The organism is Streptomyces sp. URMC 123 (genome assembly GCF_051386515.1).
Taxonomy (GTDB): domain Bacteria; phylum Actinomycetota; class Actinomycetes; order Streptomycetales; family Streptomycetaceae; genus Streptomyces.
The window spans coordinates 1-14,563 of the sequence record NZ_JBPQTV010000003.1 but is presented as its reverse complement, the minus strand read 5'-3'; the positions used below and the strand labels follow the sequence as shown (position 1 = coordinate 14,563).

Below are 14,563 nucleotides of genomic sequence, written 5' to 3'. Positions count from 1 at the left end.
CAAGTGTCACCCCGGGCCCTCGCTCTGTCGAGAACACCGTAACCCCGCCCGTCCCGGCAGGCGCACGGCGAGGCGACAATGGGGCCGATGCGTGAGGACGGAGCGGGTGTGGTCTGGTCCCTGGTGGTGCCCCTGAAGCCGTTGGCCCTGGCCAAGAGCCGGCTGGCGGGCGCGGTGGCCGACCGCCGGCGGCCGGGGCTGGCGCTGGCCTTCGCGCAGGACACGGTGGCGGCGGCGCTGGCCTGCCCCGGTGTGGCGGATGTGGTGGTTGTCACGGACGACCCGCTGGCGGCCGGGGAACTGGCGGCCGTGGGGGCGCGCATCGTCGCCGACGAGCCGGCCCGGGGGCTGAACGCGGCCCTGGCGCACGGCGCGCGGTCGGTGCGCGCGAGGGCGCCGCGGGCCGCGGTGGCGGCGCTCAACGCGGATCTGCCGGCGCTGCGGCCGGGCGAGCTGGCGCGGGTGCTGCGCGCCGCCGAGGGGCCCGGCCGGTGGTTCCTCGCGGACGCGGCGGGGACGGGGACGACGCTGCTCGCCGCGGGGCCGGGGGTGGAGTTGGCGCCCGCGTTCGGCGGGCCGTCCCGGGCGCGGCACGCGGCCTCCGGGGCGACGGAGATCGCCCTGGCCGGTGTGGAGTCCGTACGGCAGGACGTGGACACGGTGGACGACCTGCGTGCGGCGCTCGCGCTGGGGGTGGGGCCGCACACGGCGCGCCGGGTGGGCGAGGCGGGCGAGGTGCCGGCCGGGGCGCGGCCGGTGGCGCCGGGTGCCGGATAGGCTGCTCGCCATGCAGGCCACCGCTTACACGTACGACCCCGAGACCCGCTCCGGCAGCGTGCTGCTCGACGACGGCACCCCGTTGCCCTTCGACACGGCGGCGTTCGACGCGGGGGGTCTGCGGCTGCTGCGGGCCGGACAGCGGGTCCGGATCGAGGTCGAGGGCGAGGGCGCGGAGCGCCAGGTCACGCTCATCACGCTCCAGACGTTCTGACGGCGCGGGACACGGAGCGAGCGCGCCGCCGGGGACGCCGGGGACGCCGGGGGAACGCCCCGGGCACAGCGCGGGAAACGCCGGGGGGCGCCTCGGGAACACCGCCAAGAACGCCGGTGACGCCCGGGACAGAAGGCCGGAGACGCCGCGGGGCGGGCTCCCGTGGGGAGCCCGGCCCGGCGCTCGGCATGCCGCCGCTGAACGCGTTCGGCGCTACTTCTTCCTGGTGGCCGTCTTCTTCGCGGTGGTCTTGCGCGCGGTGGTCTTCTTCGCGGGCGCCTTCTTGGCCGCCGTGGCCTTCTTCGTGGCGGGCGCCTTCTTCGCGGTGGTCTTCTTGGCCGTGGTCGCCTTCTTGGCCGGCGTGGCCTTCTTGGCGGCCGTGGTCTTCTTGGCGGCGGCCGCGGTGGTCTTCTTCGCCGGCGTGGCCTTCTTGGCGGTGGTCGCCTTCTTGGTGGCGGCCGCCGTGGTCTTCTTCGCCGTCGTCTTCTTGGCGGGAGCCGCCTTCTTCGCGGCGGCGGCCGTGGTGGCCTTCTTCGCCGTGGCCGCCTTCTTGGCGGTGGCCTTCTTGGCCGCGGCCTTCTTGGTGGCGCCACCGGCCTGGAGGCTGCCCTTGGGGGCCTTCTTCACCGCGACGTCGTCCTTGGGCAGCTTCTTCGTGCCGGCCACGAGGTCCTTGAAGCCCTGGCCGGCGCGGAAGCGCGGCACCGAGGTCTTCTTGACCCGGACCCGCTCGCCGGTCTGCGGGTTGCGGGCGTAGCGCGCCGGGCGCTCGACCTTCTCGAACGACCCGAACCCGGTGACCGACACCCGGTCGCCGGCGACGACCGCGCGGACCATGGCGTCCAGCACCGCGTCGACGGCGTCGGCGGCGTTCTGCCGCCCGCCGAGCTTCTCCTGAATCGCTTCTACAAGCTGCGCCTTGTTCACGTCTTCCCCTTCGGAGACATTGCCGGAACGAAAGTGTTCAAGCTTTTTCGCACGTTAGGCAGATATATACCGCAAATCAAACACGAAACGGGCTTATCACCCTTGTGCCGCAACGAACTCGGCCCTGGCTCCTGTCCCGTCGGCGTCAGTCGCCGTCGGGGAGCCGACCCTCGTCGAGGTCACGCATCAACCGCTCCAGCCGCCGTGCCGCATCGGCCAGATCGTGTTTCGCCGCCGCCGTGATGATCAGCAGCTTCCGGGACAGCGCCATCCGTACGCCCTCCGGGACTTGCAGTGCGCGCACTTTGGCGTGCGCTTCTTTCAGCCGGTCCGCGACGATGCCATAGAGCTCGAGTTGGCTGTCGCGGTCCATGCACCGATTGTGCCATCTGGGGCGAGTTGTCGCTTCACAGGGCCTCAACACACGGCTGCGCCCCCTGCCGGGAGGCAGGGGGCGCAGCCTGGGAAGAGTCCTGATCAGACCTGCACTGTGCGCGGCTTGAAGGCCGGGCGCGCCGCCTCGAAGGAGGCGATGTCCGACTCGTGCCGCAGGGTGAGGTCGATGTCGTCCAGCCCCTCCAGAAGCCGCCAGCGGGCATTCTCGTCAAGCTGAAAATCGGCCACAATTCCGCGGGCCCGGACCTGGCGGTCCACCAGGTCGACGGTGACCTCGGCGGCCGGGTCGGCCTCGGTCAGCTCCCACAGCGCGTCCACCGTCTCCTGCGGCAGGACCACGGTGAGCAGCCCGTTCTTGAGCGAGTTGCCGCGGAAGATGTCGGCGAAGCGGGACGAGACGACGGCCCTGAAACCGTAGTTCTGCAGCGCCCAGACGGCGTGCTCCCGGGAGGACCCGGTGCCGAAGTCGGGTCCGGCGACGAGCACGCTGGCGCCGCGCCGCTCGGGCCGGTTGAGGACGAAGTCGGGGTCCTTGCGCCAGGCCTCGAAGAGCCCGTCCTCAAAGCCGTCCCGGGTCACCTTCTTGAGCCAGTGGGCGGGGATGATCTGGTCGGTGTCGACATTGGAGCGGCGCAGCGGGACGGCCCGGCCGGTGTGCGTGGTGAAGGCTTCCATGGCTGTTCAGACCCCCACGGGAGTGGCTGCGTCGGACAGGTCGGCCGGGGCGGCGAGGTGCCCCAGGACGGCGGTGGCGGCGGCCACCTGCGGGGAGACCAGGTGGGTGCGGCCACCCTTGCCCTGCCTGCCCTCGAAGTTGCGGTTGGAGGTGGAGGCGGCGCGCTCGCCGGGCTGGAGCTGGTCGGGGTTCATGCCCAGGCACATCGAGCAGCCCGCGTGCCGCCATTCGGCGCCGGCGGCGGTGAACACCTTGTCCAGCCCCTCCTCGACGGCCTGCAGGGCCACCCGTACGGAGCCGGGCACCACCAGCATGCGGACGCCGTCGGCGACGCGCCGGCCCCTCAGGACGGCGGCGGCCGAGCGCAGGTCCTCGATCCGCCCATTGGTGCACGAGCCTACGAAGACGGTGTCCACACCGATCTCGCGCAGCGGCTGACCGGCCGTCAACCCCATGTACTCCAGGGCCTTTTCGGCGGCGAGGCGCTCCGAGGCGTCCTCGTACGAAGCGGGGTCGGGGACGGCGGCCGACAGCGGCGCGCCCTGGCCGGGGTTGGTGCCCCAGGTGACGAAGGGGGCGAGCTCGGTGGCGTCGATGACGACCTCGTGGTCGAAGACGGCGTCCTCGTCGGTGCGCAGGGTGCGCCAGTACGCCACGGCCGCGTCCCAGTCCGCTCCCGTGGGCGCGTGCGGGCGGCCCCGCAGGTACGCGAAGGTGGTCTCGTCGGGGGCGATCATGCCCGCCCGGGCGCCGGCCTCGATCGACATGTTGCAGATCGTCATCCGGGCCTCCATCGACAGCTTCTCGATGGCCGGGCCGCGGTACTCGATGACGTACCCCTGGCCGCCGCCGGTGCCGATCCGGGCGATGATCGCCAGGATCAGGTCCTTGGCGGTCACCCCCTCGGGCAGCTCCCCCTCGACCGTGACGGCCATGGTCCGGAACGGGGCCAGCGGCAGGGTCTGGGTGGCGAGCACATGCTCGACCTGGCTGGTCCCGATGCCGAACGCCAGGGCGCCGAAGGCGCCGTGCGTGGAGGTGTGGCTGTCGCCGCAGACGACGGTCATGCCCGGCTGGGTCAGTCCCAGCTGCGGTCCCACCACATGGACGACGCCCTGCTCGACGTCGCCGAGCGGATGCAGCCGGACGCCGAACTCCGCGCAGTTGCGGCGCAGCGTCTCCAGCTGCACCCGGGACACCGGGTCGGCGATCGGCTTGTCGATGTCGAGGGTGGGCGTGTTGTGGTCCTCGGTGGCGATGGTGAGGTCGAGCCGGCGGACCCGGCGCCCGCCGCGGCGCAGACCGTCGAACGCCTGCGGGCTGGTCACCTCGTGCAGCAGGTGCAGATCGATGAAGAGCAGGTCGGGCTCGCCCTCGGCGCGCCGGACGACATGGTCGTCCCAGACCTTCTCCGCCAGTGTCCGTCCCATCGCTTTCCCTTCGGCCGGCGCCTGTGCCGGTCCAACTCGAGTGGTGGTGCCGTGTCCGGCCCCCCAGGGACTTCGCGTGCCGGACGGCGGCCGGGCCCCGATCGGGGGGCGCCCCTCCAGGTTGGCGGGTTTCGCGGGATTGTGAACTTGCGTTTCACAGAGTGAGACGCGAGTATCGTTGCATGGACAACTCTAGCGGCGTCGGCGTTCTCGACAAGGCTGCTCTGGTGCTGAGCGCGCTGGAGTCCGGCCCGGCCACTCTCGCCGGGCTGGTCACCGCGACCGGGCTCGCCCGCCCCACGGCCCACCGGCTCGCGGTGGCACTGGAACACCACCGGATGGTGGCGCGGGACATGCAGGGCCGGTTCATCCTCGGCCCGCGCCTGGCCGAGCTCGCGGCCGCGGCCGGCGAGGACCGGCTGCTGGCCACGGCCGGCCCGGTGCTGACGCATCTGCGCGATGTGACGGGCGAGAGCGCGCAGCTCTACCGCCGCCAGGGCGACATGCGGATCTGCGTGGCCGCGGCGGAACGCCTGTCCGGACTGCGGGACACGGTGCCGGTGGGCTCGACCCTGCCGATGAAGGCCGGCTCGGCGGCCCAGATCCTGATGGCCTGGGAGGAGCCGGAGCGGCTGCACCGCGGCCTCCAGGGCGCCCGCTTCACCGCCACGGCCCTGTCGGGCGTACGGCGCCGGGGCTGGGCCCAGTCGATCGGCGAGCGCGAGCCGGGCGTGGCCTCGGTCTCGGCGCCGGTGCGGGGCCCGTCGAACCGCGTGGTGGCGGCGGTGTCGGTGTCCGGGCCGATCGAGCGGCTGACCCGGCACCCGGGGCGGATGCACGCGCAGGCCGTCATCGACGCGGCCGCGCGCCTCACGGAGGCCCTGCGCCGCTCCCCGTGAGCCCGTGGGGCCCGTCATGACCCCCGCGGGCCCCTTGTGGCCGTACAGCCCCCGTCAACGGCGTCGACGGGGGCTGTACGCCGTCCCCGGGCGGCCCGGGAATTCCTCGGCGCTTTCCTTCGGCGCTTTCCTGCCGAAAGGCCCTTGAAAAACGCAGCGAAAAGGCCCCCCGTCATAGTGACGGGGGGCCTTTTCTTTTCTGTACCCCCGACCGGATTCGAACCGGCGCTACCGCCTTGAGAGGGCGGCGTGCTAGGCCGCTACACAACGGGGGCTAGCTTTTTGCAGATGTCGTGTGTTTCCTTGAAACACCTGCGCTGGGCTACCAGGACTCGAACCTAGACTAAATGAACCAGAATCACTCGTGCTGCCAATTACACCATAGCCCATGGTATTGACCAGTACCCCCGACCGGATTCGAACCGGCGCTACCGCCTTGAGAGGGCGGCGTGCTAGGCCGCTACACAACGGGGGCCCTAGCGATCCATTCGTCGTCGCCTCCGGGGAATGTCCGGATGGTGACGGAGTCAGGATCTGTACCCCCGACCGGATTCGAACCGGCGCTACTGCCTTGAGAGGGCAGCGTGCTAGGCCGCTACACAACGGGGGCTGGTCTTGGACTTGCCAAGATCGGAGATCTTACAGGAGATCTCCTGCTGGGGTACCAGGACTCGAACCTAGACTAAGTGAACCAGAATCACTCGTGCTGCCAATTACACCATACCCCACCAAAACGCAACCCCTGGGGGCTTTGTTCGGCTTGCGCTTCCCGGCCGGCCTTTCGGCCCTCTCGGGCGGCGCAGGAAGAACATTACCCGATGGGGGACGCGGCTCCAAAATTGATACCCGTCCGCCCCGGCCCACGACCGGGGCCGGGGGACGGACGGGTGCCGTGGGGCTAGCCGATGGCCGCGTGGGCGGCGCGCAGCCGCCGCAGCGTCTCCTCGCGCCCCAGGAGCTCCATGGACTCGAAGAGCGGCGGGGAGACCCGGCGGCCGGTGACCGCCACGCGCAGCGGGGTGAAGGCGAACTTGGGCTTGATGCCCAGGCCGTCCACCAGCGCCTCGCGCAGCACCGCCTGGATCGCGTCGGGGGTGAAGTCCGCCAGACCCTCCAGGGCCGTGACGCTGGCCTCCAGCACGGGGCGGGCGTCCTCGGTCAGCACCTTCGCCGCGTCGGCCTCGTCGAGCGCGAAGTCCTCCGGGCCGACGAAGAGGAAGCCGAGCATCCCCTTGACCTCGGAGAGGGTGACCATGCGCTCCTGGGTGAGCGGCGCGGCCCGGCCCAGCAGCTCCAGCTCCGCGGCGGTGGGCTCCCGGTCGAACAGGTACGGCACCAGCCGGCGGACGAACTCGTCGGGGGCCAGCTCCCGCAGGTGGACGGCGTTGATGGCCTCGCACTTCTTGAGGTCGAAGCGCGCCGGGTTGGCGTTGACGTCCGCCACGTCGAAGGCGGCGACCATCTCGTCCATGGAGAACACGTCGCGGTCCTCGGCGAGCGACCAGCCGAGCAGCGAGAGGTAGTTCAGCAGGCCCTCGGGGAGGAAGCCGCGCTCGCGGTAGAGGTTGAGCGAGGACTGCGGGTCGCGCTTGGAGAGCTTCTTGTTGCCCTCCCCCATGACGTACGGCAGGTGGCCGAAGGCCGGGACGCCTCCGCTGCCGACGCCGATCGCGGCCAGGGCGCGGTAGAGCGCGATCTGGCGCGGGGTGGAGGACAGCAGGTCCTCGCCGCGCAGCACGTGCGTGATCCCCATCAGCGCGTCGTCGACCGGGTTGACGAGCGTGTAGAGCGGGGCGCCGTTGGCCCGGACGATGCCGTAGTCCGGCACGTTCTCCGGGGTGAAGGTCAGCTCGCCGCGGACCAGGTCGGTGAAGGTGATGGGCTCGTCGGGCATCCGGAAGCGGACGATCGACGAGCGGCCCTCGGCCTCGTACGCGGCCTTGCGCTCGGCCGTCAGGTCGCGGCAGGCGCCGTCGTAGCCGGAGGGCCGGCCGGCGGCGCGGGCGGCCTCGCGGCGGGCGTCGAGCTCCTCGGTGGTGCAGTAGCAGTGGTAGGCGTGGCCCGCCTCCAGCAGCTTGCGCGCGACGTCGGCGTAGATGTCCATCCGCTGCGACTGGCGGTAGGGCGCGTGCGGGCCCACCGCCGTGGCGGTGGAGCCGTCGAACGCGGCCGGGCCCTCGTCCCAGTTCAGGCCCAGCCAGCGCAGCGAGTCCAGCAGCTGCTCGTAGGACTCCTCGGAGTCGCGGGCCGCGTCGGTGTCCTCGATCCGAAGGACCAGGGTGCCGCCGTGGTGGCGGGCGAACGCCCAGTTGAAAAGGGCGGTGCGGACCAGGCCCACATGGGGGTTGCCGGTCGGCGAGGGGCAGAACCGTACGCGTACGGGAGCCGCTGGGGATGCTGCGGATGCGCTAGCCACGCTTGATCACCTTATTGGTGAGAGTGCCGATGCCTTCGATGGTGACGGCGACCTCGTCGCCGACGTTGAGCGGGCCCACCCCGGCGGGGGTGCCCGTGAGGACGACGTCGCCGGGGAGCAGCGTCATCGCCTCGGTGATGTGCACGATCAGGTCCTCGATGGAGCGGATCATGTCGCCGGTGCGGCCGAGCTGGCGCTGTTCACCGTTGACCGTGCACATGATGCCCAGGTCGCTGGGGTCGAGTTCGGTCTCCACCCAGGGGCCCAGCGGGCAGGAGGTGTCGAAGCCCTTGGCCCGGGCCCACTGGTTCTCGCTCCGCTGGACGTCCCGCGCGGTGATGTCGTTGGCGCAGGTGTAGCCGAGGACGACGTCCTTGACGCGCTCCCGGGGGACCTCCCGGCACATGCGGCCGATCACCACGGCCAGCTCGGCCTCGTGGTGCACCTCCTGCGAGAAGGAGGGGTAGGCGATGGGGTCGCCGGGGCCGATCACGGCCGTGGAGGGCTTGAGGAAGGTGACCGGGGCGACCGGGCGCCCCTGCTCGTCGAGGGCCTCGTTGCCCAGCTCCGCCGCGTGTTCGGCGTAGTTGCGGCCGATCGCGACGACCTTGTTGGGCAGGACGGGCGGCAGCAGCCGGACCTTGCTCAGCGGCACCTTCCGGCCCGAGCGCTCGAATGCGGCGAAGGGGTGGCCCTTGATGATGTCGAGGACGGGGCCGCCTTCGGTGGCGGCGTCCCCTTCCACGACACCGAAGGCGACGTTGCCGTCGATGGAGAACCTGGCGATGCGCACGGGAAGCGATTGCCCCTTACTGACTCGCGGGAGACTGACACCCCAGGCTAACGCTCCCCTTTTCGCGAGCGCGGCAAGGCGATCGCGGCAGCGCGCGAGCCGGTCAGCCCTTCGGGGCGTCCATCAGGACGGTGCGGCGCGGGTTGGCGGTCTGCGTCGGCAGGTCGACGGGGTGCTCCGGCAGCTCGGCGGGGGCCGGGCGCGGCTCGTCGGCGTCCTTCAGGTGCGCCAGCGTGGTGCGCCGCGGGTTGGCTATGTTGCGGAACATCATCGTCGTCTTCATGGCGGGGCGAGATCCTCGGGCTGCGGGCGCCGGGCCGGCGCGGGGCGTGATGGTGGCCGGCACTTGACGCGCCGGCCATCCCTGTAAAGCGTCAGGCTAAACATCCAATTCCCCTCGAATCCCGGGAAGAAGTGCCCTTCATCATGTGAGTTTGCTCACGAGTTGCCCGGCAAATGAGGCAAAACGGGCGGCGATCCGAGTCGCCCGAAACGGACATTGCCGCATTGAAGCGGTCGTTCCGCTCCCGATCATCGCTACTGGGACAGCCCGCACCCGCGAGCGACTCGTGGGCAAAAGTCCGTTATCGCAGACATCACTTTCTACGTCTCGTGACGCCTTCCGCACAAAGCGTCACTCGGATCGCACCCGGACCCACCGCCCTTGTTGGAGATCCGGCACTGTGCTGGAATTCCACGGACCGCCGCAGAATTCAGCCGGCGCGCTGGGCGCAGAGCAGCGCCGCGCGGCGGTGGAAAGGGGAGGCGCGCCGGTCACTCACGACCGCCATGGGGCCGTGTCCCCACGACTCGACACCGTTTCGCCGGACATCACGGCGGGACGCCTGGTCCAGAGGTTGCGACGCTAGTGCAGGGACGTTTCAAAAGGGATGGCAGCGGGGCGGCGGACCCGGAGCCGCGCGGTGGGGCCGACCGTGGCTCCTCGCCTCAGCGCGCCCAGGGGCCGGGTGCCCCACCGGCCGCGCCGGCCGGTCCGGGCCCGGATCGCGGAGCGGGCGGCGGTGCACCCGTCGTCGGTGCTCCCGCCCCGGGCTCCGAACCCGGCGCCGTGACGGGTGCCCAGGGCGGTACCCAGGGCGGCGCCAAGGCCAAGGGCGGCTCGACGTCCAAGGGCGGCGGCAAGGCGAAGGCCGGCGGCAAGGCCAAGGGCGAGGCGAAGACCTCCGGCAAGTCCTCCGGCAAGTCGCCGACCGACGCCGGCAGCCGGATAGCCCTGCGCAACTGGCGCATCTCCACCCGCCTGGTGTCCCTGCTGGCGCTCCCCGTGGTCGCCGCCACCACCCTCGGTGGCCTGCGGATCAACACCTCGCTGGACAACCTCGAGCAGCTCGACAACATGCAGCTGCTCACCAAGATGACCAAGCAGGCCACCGACCTGGCGGAGGCGCTCCAGGAGGAGCGCGACCACTCCGCCGGTCCGCTGGCCGCCGGTGACGACAAGAACGACGACGTCGTCTACTCGCGGGAGAAGACCAACCGGTCCATCCAGTCGTTCCGCGAGGCCACCCGCGAGATCGAGCAGTCCGACAGCGCGGCGCTGGTCGGCGCGAACTCCTCGCTGGTCAACATCGTCAAGCAGCTGCAGAAGATCAAGACGATCCGCGCCGGCGCGTACAGCAACAGCGACTACATCGCGCAGACCGTCAGCAGCTACAACGAGCTGATCACCTCGCTGCTCTCGCTCTCCCAGGACATGGCGCAGGCGACCAGCAACAGCGACATGATCCGCAGCACCCGCGCGCTGGCGGCGTTCTCCTCCGCCAAGGAGTACGCGTCCATCCAGCGCGCGATGGTCAGTGCCGGTCTCGCCCACCAGCCCAAGCCCAAGCTGTCCGTCAGTGACCGGCAGTACGGCCAGTCGGCGCTGGTCAGCGGCGAGTCCGCGCTCGCCCAGTTCATTCAGATCTACGCGGGCAGGACCGAGTCGGAGCAGCTGCTCCAGGCGCTCTCCGACGGCGGCAACGCGGAGATCATCGCGGCCGACCAGTACGCGCTGCGGATGCTGACCCCGGACAGCCAGATCGAGGCCGAGAAGCGCTCGTACAAGGACTGGTACGACCAGGACACCACCAAGATCGAGGAAATGTCCCGCATCGAGGACACCCTCCTCAACGAGATGCAGCAGAAGGCGGCGGAGCTGCGCTCCGAGGCCCAGCAGGACGCCATCCTCAACGGTGTCGTGATCCTGCTCGTGCTCGGCGTCTCGCTGGTGGGCGCGTTCGTCGTGGCCCGCTCCATGGTGCGCTCGCTGCGCCGGCTCCAGGACACCGCCCAGACGGTCGCTCAGAAGCGCCTCCCCGAGCTGGTCAAGCAGCTCTCCGAGTCCGACCCGCAGGACGTGGACACCTCCGTCGAGTCCGTCGGTGTGCACAGCCGGGACGAGATCGGCCGGGTGGCCGCGGCCTTCGACGACGTGCACCGCGAGGCGGTCCGCCTCGCCGCCGAGCAGGCGCTGCTGCGGGGCAACGTCAACGCGATGTTCACCAACCTCTCGCGCCGCAGCCAGGGCCTCATCCAGCGTCAGCTCTCGCTCATCTCCGAGCTGGAGTCCCGCGAGGCCGACCCGGACCAGCTGTCCTCGCTGTTCAAGCTCGACCACCTCGCGACCCGTATGCGCCGTAACGGCGAGAACCTCCTCGTCCTCGCGGGCGAGGAGCCGGGCCGCCGCTGGACCCGTCCGGTCCCGCTGGTCGACGTGCTCCGCGCCGCCGCCTCCGAGGTGGAGCAGTACGAGCGCATCGAGCTGAGCGGCGTCCCGGCCACCGAGGTCGCCGGCCGCGTCGTCAACGACCTCGTGCACCTCCTCGCCGAGCTGCTGGAGAACGCCACCTCGTTCTCCTCCCCGCAGACCAAGGTCAAGGTCACCGGTCACGCCCTGCCCGACGGCCGGGTGCTGGTCGAGATCCACGACACCGGCATCGGCCTGTCCCCCGAGGACCTCGCGGCGATCAACGAGCGGCTCGCCAGCCCGCCGACCGTGGACGTCTCCGTCTCGCGGCGCATGGGTCTGTTCGTGGTCGGCCGGCTGTCCCTGCGGCACGGCATCCGCATCCAGCTGCGGCCGTCGGACTCCGGCGGCACCACCGCGCTCGTCATGCTGCCGGTCGACGTCGCCCAGGGCGGCAAGAAGCCGGCCCCCGGCAAGCCGGGCGCTCCGGCGGCCGGTTCGGGTGCCCCGGGCGCGGTGTCCGGTGCGCCGGGCGCGCCCGGTCTGCCGGGCGGCGCGGGCGGCGCGGCCAGGCCGGGTGGGCCCGGTGCCCCCGGCAAGAGCGGCCACAACCCCGCGGCCAACCGCCTCGCCGGCATGAAGCCGCGCGGCCAGGTCGGCGGTTCCCGGCCGGCGCTGCCCGGCCGTGAGCCGGGCGCGGCGGGCCGCGCCGCGGGCATGCCGATCGAGGGCGCGGGCGGTCCGCAGGGCGGCCCCGGCGGTCTGCCGTCGCGGCCGGGCGCGGGCTCCCCCGCGGGCGCCGGCGCGTTCGGCGGCGCGGACGCCTTCGGCGGCTCGGGCTCGGGTGCGGGCCAGTCCTCCGGCGGGGCCGCGTTCGGCGGCCCCTCGGGTCAGAACCCCCAGGCGGGCTCCGGTGCCTTCGGCGGCCGGCAGGCCGACCCCTTCGGCGGCCAGGGCGGCGACCGCCCCGGTGGCTCCGACAACCTTCCGGCCGCGCCCCGGCGCGGCGGCGCCCTGCCCACGCGCGGCGCCGGCGGTGGCACGCCCACCGTCGCCCCGCCGACCGGTGCTCCGGGCGCCCAGGGCGGCCAGGGCCGCGGTGACGCGCCCGCGCGCCGCCGTCCCCAGCTGCCGGCCCGCGGCACCGCGGGCGAGCTCCCCGGCGACGGCCGCCCGGCCGGCCCCAGCTGGGGTGCCGACCGCAGCGGCGGCGACGACTGGCCCGGCCGGGCCCCGTCGTCGGCGCCCGCCGGGAACGAGTCCGAGGGGCCGCGGGGGCACGAGGACGTCGAGTCCACGGGCCGCTTCCCGCAGCCCGGCGTCGGCGAGGCCGCGGGTCCGCGCGAGCACCGGCCGGAGGCGTACCGCCCCGCCGGTGACGGCGCGCAGGGCCGTGGCCCCGGCGACACCGCCGAGTTCTCGCTGCCCGGCCTGGAGCCGCGGCGGCCGGACGCCGGTGGCACCCCGCAGCACACCGGGGAGTTCCCCGTCGGGCAGCACACCGGGGAGCACCGGGTGCCCCAGGCGGGCGCCGACACCGGCGCGGCGGACGCCCTCGGCGGCCCCCAGCGCACGGGCGAGTACGACCTGCCCCAGCGCACCGGCGAGTACGAGCTCCCGCAGCAGACCGGCGAGTACGGCCTCCCGCAGAGCACGGGCGAGTACGAGCTCCCGCAGCAGACCGGGGAGTACGACCTCCCCCAGCGCACGGGCGAGTACGATCTTCCCCAGCGGACCGGCGAGTACGACCTGCCGCAGCAGACCGGCGAGTACGCGCTGCCGAACGGCTCCGGGCAGGACTCGCTCCCGCCCGCCGAGAGCCAGGGCGACGGCCGTACGCCGCTGTTCGAGGCGCTGGAGTCGGACTGGTTCCGCGGCGTGCAGGGCCAGCCCGGCGAGCAGCCGGCCGGTCCCGCGGCCCCGGCACCCTCCCGTGAGAACGCCGAGGCGAGCCTGCCGGCCGAGGAGCCCAGGGCACCGATGCCGCGGCGCGACCCGGGTGCCACGGTCCGCTCGGAGGGCGACACGGGCGCCAACTGGCGCACCTCGCCCAACGACGAACGGTGGCGGCGCGCGGAGCAGCTCCGCGAGCCCAAGGCCGGCGGCATCACCACCTCCGGTCTGCCGCGCCGGGTCCCGCGTGCCAACCTGGTCGCGGGCACCGCCCAGCAGCAGACCCCCCAGACCGGTCCGCAGGTCTCGCGCGCGCCCGACGACGTGCGCGGACGGCTGACCAACCTTCGCCGTGGCATCCAGCAGGGCCGACAGGCCGGCACGGACGGCCGTGGTATTGGCCCCACTTACCAGCAGGAGCGTTAGTTGAGTCCGATGAGCCAGGCGGCGCAGAATCTGAACTGGTTGATCACCAACTTCGTGGAGAACACCCCCGGTGTGTCCCACACGGTGGTGGTCTCCGCCGACGGACTCCTTCTCGCGATGTCCGAAGGGTTCCCACGCGACCGCGCCGACCAACTCGCGGCCGTGGCCTCCGGCCTGACCTCGCTGACCGCCGGAGCCTCCCGCATCTTCGAGGGCGGCGCCGTCAACCAGACCGTGGTGGAGATGGAACGCGGCTTCCTCTTCATCATGTCCGTCTCCGACGGCTCCTCCCTGGCCGTCCTCGCCCACCCCGAGTGCGACATCGGCCTCGTCGGCTACGAGATGGCCCTCCTCGTCGACCGCGCGGGCACGGTCCTCACCCCCGACCTCCGCGCCGAACTCCAGGGCAGCCTCCTGAACTGACCATTACGATCGACCGAACGCAAGAACACCGTCCGAACGTCCGGCCGCTCGCCTTCCCCCCACCGGCACCGCCTGACGGCAATCCGACCAATCTGCTGTCCCGCCCGGAGGATTCATGACCCCGCAATCCGCCTCGCCCGACCCGTACGGCCATCACGCGTCGTACATGGGTGAGGGCGACCAACCGCTGGTGCGGCCGTACGCCATGACCGGGGGCCGGACCCGGCCGCGCTACCAGCTCGCCATCGAGGCGCTGGTCAGCACCACGGCCGACCCCGCCGTCATGGGCACGCTGCTCCCGGAGCACCAGCGCATCTGCCACCTGTGCCGTGAGGTGAAGTCGGTCGCGGAGGTCTCCGCGCTGCTGGCGATACCGCTCGGTGTGGCGCGGATTCTGGTGGCGGACCTCGCCGAGGCCGGCATGGTGGCGATCCACCAGCCGGGCGGCGGCACCGAGGCCGGCGGCACGCCGGATGTGACACTGCTCGAAAGGGTGCTCAGTGGACTTCGGAAGCTCTAGCGGAGCGGCCCGCTCCACCACCTCCGCGAAGATCGTGGTGGCGGGCGGCTTCGGCGTGGGCAAGACCACGTTCGTCGGCGCGGT

13 protein-coding genes, 5 tRNA genes and 1 pseudogene are annotated in these 14,563 nt (G+C 72.2%); 7 read left to right on the top strand and 12 right to left on the bottom strand.

All coding sequences use genetic code 11. The annotated features are described in order from the left end of the window. Window positions 1–78: 78 nt before the first annotated feature. Together cofC and ACSNOD_RS01010 are read left to right on the top strand one after the other, a co-directional pair. Entirely contained in the window at window positions 79–777 is a 699-nt protein-coding gene (cofC, locus tag ACSNOD_RS01015) for a 2-phospho-L-lactate guanylyltransferase (protein ID WP_436764752.1), read from the top strand. Between the two features lie 10 nt (window positions 778–787). Further along, the gene (locus ACSNOD_RS01010) at window positions 788–991 is read left to right on the top strand and encodes a hypothetical protein (protein WP_436764751.1); all 204 of its coding nucleotides are present in this window, start codon (window positions 788–790) and stop codon (window positions 989–991) included. 213 nt (window positions 992–1,204) lie between these two features. On the opposite strand, the gene ACSNOD_RS01005 is transcribed toward ACSNOD_RS01010, so the two are convergent. The 4 genes from ACSNOD_RS01005 to leuC all read right to left on the bottom strand — a co-directional run bounded on the left by ACSNOD_RS01005 (window position 1,205) and on the right by leuC (window position 4,420). Further along, on the bottom strand, window positions 1,205–1,918 hold the full coding sequence (locus tag ACSNOD_RS01005) for an HU family DNA-binding protein (protein ID WP_436764750.1): 714 nt from the start codon (window positions 1,916–1,918) through the stop codon (window positions 1,205–1,207). A 145-nt stretch (window positions 1,919–2,063) separates the two neighbouring features. Then, the gene (locus ACSNOD_RS01000; protein WP_436764749.1) at window positions 2,064–2,291 is read right to left on the bottom strand and encodes a hypothetical protein; all 228 of its coding nucleotides are present in this window, start codon (window positions 2,289–2,291) and stop codon (window positions 2,064–2,066) included. A 104-nt stretch (window positions 2,292–2,395) separates the two neighbouring features. After that, a complete protein-coding gene (gene leuD, locus ACSNOD_RS00995; RefSeq protein ID WP_436764748.1) occupies window positions 2,396–2,989 on the bottom strand; it encodes a 3-isopropylmalate dehydratase small subunit in 594 nt (197 codons plus the stop codon). Window positions 2,990–2,995: 6 nt separating this feature from the next. Further along, entirely contained in the window at window positions 2,996–4,420 is a 1,425-nt protein-coding gene (gene leuC / locus ACSNOD_RS00990; RefSeq protein WP_436764747.1) for a 3-isopropylmalate dehydratase large subunit, read from the bottom strand. A gap of 182 nt (window positions 4,421–4,602) precedes the next feature. Here leuC and ndgR point away from each other — a divergent pair, with 182 nt between their 5' ends. Then, window positions 4,603–5,319, top strand: a complete 717-nt coding sequence (gene ndgR, locus ACSNOD_RS00985) for an IclR family transcriptional regulator NdgR (RefSeq protein ID WP_436764746.1) — start codon at window positions 4,603–4,605, stop codon at window positions 5,317–5,319. Between the two features lie 202 nt (window positions 5,320–5,521). Here the strand turns inward: ndgR and ACSNOD_RS00980 are convergent. The 8 genes from ACSNOD_RS00980 to ACSNOD_RS00945 form a co-directional block, all read right to left on the bottom strand. Then, window positions 5,522–5,594 (bottom strand) — tRNA-Glu (locus ACSNOD_RS00980). A gap of 42 nt (window positions 5,595–5,636) precedes the next feature. Beyond that, a tRNA-Gln gene (locus tag ACSNOD_RS00975) sits at window positions 5,637–5,708 on the bottom strand. Between the two features lie 13 nt (window positions 5,709–5,721). Beyond that, window positions 5,722–5,794, bottom strand: a tRNA-Glu gene (locus ACSNOD_RS00970). A 62-nt stretch (window positions 5,795–5,856) separates the two neighbouring features. After that, window positions 5,857–5,929, bottom strand: a tRNA-Glu gene (locus tag ACSNOD_RS00965). A 46-nt stretch (window positions 5,930–5,975) separates the two neighbouring features. Then, window positions 5,976–6,047, bottom strand: a tRNA-Gln gene (locus tag ACSNOD_RS00960). Window positions 6,048–6,217: 170 nt separating this feature from the next. Then, window positions 6,218–7,735: a glutamate--tRNA ligase gene (gene gltX, locus ACSNOD_RS00955; protein WP_436764745.1), complete on the bottom strand. Its 1,518-nt coding sequence runs from the start codon at window positions 7,733–7,735 to the stop codon at window positions 6,218–6,220. Further along, window positions 7,728–8,528, bottom strand: a complete 801-nt coding sequence (locus ACSNOD_RS00950) for a fumarylacetoacetate hydrolase family protein (protein WP_436764744.1) — start codon at window positions 8,526–8,528, stop codon at window positions 7,728–7,730. Before ACSNOD_RS00950 ends, gltX begins: the two co-directional genes overlap by 8 nt. A 103-nt stretch (window positions 8,529–8,631) precedes the next feature. Then, entirely contained in the window at window positions 8,632–8,811 is a 180-nt protein-coding gene (locus ACSNOD_RS00945) for a hypothetical protein (RefSeq protein WP_436764743.1), read from the bottom strand. 585 nt (window positions 8,812–9,396) lie between these two features. Here ACSNOD_RS00945 and ACSNOD_RS00940 point away from each other — a divergent pair. The 4 genes and pseudogenes from ACSNOD_RS00940 to ACSNOD_RS00925 all read left to right on the top strand — a co-directional run. Next, the gene (locus ACSNOD_RS00940; protein ID WP_436764742.1) at window positions 9,397–13,536 is read left to right on the top strand and encodes a nitrate- and nitrite sensing domain-containing protein; all 4,140 of its coding nucleotides are present in this window, start codon (window positions 9,397–9,399) and stop codon (window positions 13,534–13,536) included. Between the two features lie 9 nt (window positions 13,537–13,545). Further along, on the top strand, window positions 13,546–13,959 hold the full coding sequence (locus ACSNOD_RS00935) for a roadblock/LC7 domain-containing protein (RefSeq protein WP_153451728.1): 414 nt from the start codon (window positions 13,546–13,548) through the stop codon (window positions 13,957–13,959). 115 nt (window positions 13,960–14,074) lie between these two features. After that, on the top strand, window positions 14,075–14,479 hold the full coding sequence (locus ACSNOD_RS00930; protein ID WP_436764741.1) for a DUF742 domain-containing protein: 405 nt from the start codon (window positions 14,075–14,077) through the stop codon (window positions 14,477–14,479). Next, window positions 14,460–14,563, top strand: a pseudogene (locus ACSNOD_RS00925) (ATP-binding protein); the annotation flags it as partial. The gene ACSNOD_RS00930 and the pseudogene ACSNOD_RS00925, both read left to right, overlap by 20 nt.